Raw genomic sequence first — 2051 nt, 5'->3', positions numbered from 1 at the left:
GTCCGCTGTACCTATTACTCTGGATACCCTCAAGTTCTTCGCCAAATATATTTCGCTGGCGTCTGTATCAATCTGGAGCTGATTACCCGTCCTTTTGAAGGTTGCGTATCCTGTTGAGTTTTCAACCCGTAATGCCCCTCCAGAAGTACTCATGCTGTATGTATCAGGGGCCGTTTTGTCTCCCAGATACAGTTTTTCTCCAGTAGCTATAATCGTACTGCTGTCAATCAGCAGGTCCCCTGTTGAGGTAGATAGGGCAGGACCTGTTATATATAGGTCTCCTCCAGAACCGGAAATTGCAAGCCTCCCTGCACTAGGTTGTGACAAGACCAGAGATCCAGTACCAAAACTCAGCGTGTCCAAGTGCTGTACTGTCAAGTTGCTTCCATCTAGGAGGGCAACTCCCTGTATCTGGCCGTCGTTGTTGTTCCATTTCAGTGTTGCCCCAGTTCCCAGAGTAACCTGAGCTCCATCGTAGAATGTGGGACTGCCCGCTCCATCTCTTCTGACGTAGCTGTCCATCACATCGCTGAGCATCTCCATCGCAACACCCGATGTTTCAGGCGTCACTAAAAGACTCACGCTGCCTGTGCCGGAGTCGTAGGTCGCCAGAGGCATGTAGTTAGGCACTAGCTCTGCAGCGGCCGCAGGAATGTTACTTGTAACAATTGTGACGTAGTCTCCTGTAGCCTGAAGAGTGTACTGTACTCCATCGCTTCTGGTAAGCGCAGCTCCGCTGGCAGTTCCAAATCCGCTGGGGAGGTAGCTCAAAGCTCCGCTCCAACTCAGAGATCCGCTGGAGTTTCTACCTATCAGAGGTTCTGTAGGCTCTGATCCTGAGCCAGTCGTCAGCCAGTTTTTGTAGTCCGTCAAATATTGATTGTAGTTGTCGCTGTAGTCCAACAGCAGAGCAGACCGAACTGCCTCAAGCTGGGTTGCTTCGTTTTCTGCTTCTTGAAGGATTAGATCAGATGCCGTATTTGCCATTGCAGAAGCAGAAAACAACAATACCGTAAAAAATAGTGACGTAAGAAAAGCAACTACCCTTTTATTCACAATATCCCCTCCTCTGTATACGCCTGTCTTGAAATATGTCTTTGCGTGTTACATTTGCTATATTTAAGTATATAAGTTTTTTGTTTCTTTTCACCATATATATTTATATTAGACATACGCCACAGGAGGGATATATATGACGCAGGTTTCGCCAGTACAGCAGTATAGAACAGGTATGTTGGCAGGCAGATTTTTTAATTGCTGGGACGCAGCAGGAGTTTTTCAGGAAGATGATTTCAGCTCCTTGGTTTCCTCTGTTATGGAGTCTGTCCCCTGCCTGCAGAGAGTCGTGTTTTTGGCGTCTGGCAATGAAGGAACAGTCAAGCAGAAGTTTGTCTCTTTCAATGGAGAGGTTTTGTCTGAGGGCGTGTGTCCCAAGTTTATGCTGCTAGACGTGACTTACTGGCTTGGTTATCTCGATGAAAAGTACGCTGACAAATCGGCTTATTTTACGCTTATACAGAAGATTGAAAATGATGGAACTGTCAGTTTGTATGGAGCCGCTGAAGGCAAAGCTGGATTAGTACGCAGACAGCCTTGGGAGATGGTAGAAATATTTTTTACAGAGTGGGGTTTGTCTGAGCTATTGGTGAGGCTCCGTGGACAGACGGGCGTCAAGTGGGGCAATTTCAGCAACAACAGGTTTTACCTGTCTTCTGAAGAGATATATAGAGTAGTGTTGTCTCCAAATGTCCCGCTGCAGGCAGGACAGGATCTATATGACTTGGGTAGGTTGGAGGCTCTGGTAGATATGAACATTCCACAGAAAGACTTGGACCCTAATAGCGAGGCAGTCCGTTCCGCTATGCAGGAGTATGAGATATTTTGGGCACTTCATCACAGTAAGAGCAAAAATAGAGATGCAGCACAGGAGTCTAGGTTTAATATGCCGTTAGGCGGCTTATTGTAGTTCACTACAGCATCATGGGAGGGAAATTAAACTGATACATCATATTCCCTCCCATCTACTAGCCATATTATTTTTGCTGTTTATC

At 46.5% G+C, this 2051-nt stretch carries 2 protein-coding genes; one reads left to right on the top strand and one right to left on the bottom strand.

Going from position 1 to position 2051, the window contains the following annotated elements; translation table 11 throughout:
* On the bottom strand, positions 1-1056 hold a 1056-nt coding region (locus V7Z69_RS09805), incomplete at its 3' end, for a hypothetical protein (RefSeq protein ID WP_334139803.1).
* 136 nt (positions 1057-1192) lie between these two features.
* On the opposite strand from V7Z69_RS09805, the gene V7Z69_RS09800 reads away from it, so the two are divergent.
* Positions 1193-1966: a hypothetical protein gene (locus V7Z69_RS09800; protein ID WP_334139802.1), complete on the top strand. Its 774-nt coding sequence runs from the start codon at positions 1193-1195 to the stop codon at positions 1964-1966.
* Positions 1967-2051: the final 85 nt, after the last annotated feature.

Source organism: Thermovirga lienii (assembly GCF_036847465.1).
Classification (GTDB): Bacteria; Synergistota; Synergistia; order Synergistales; family Thermovirgaceae; genus Thermovirga; species Thermovirga lienii.
This window is presented reverse-complemented; position numbering and strand designations above follow the sequence as displayed.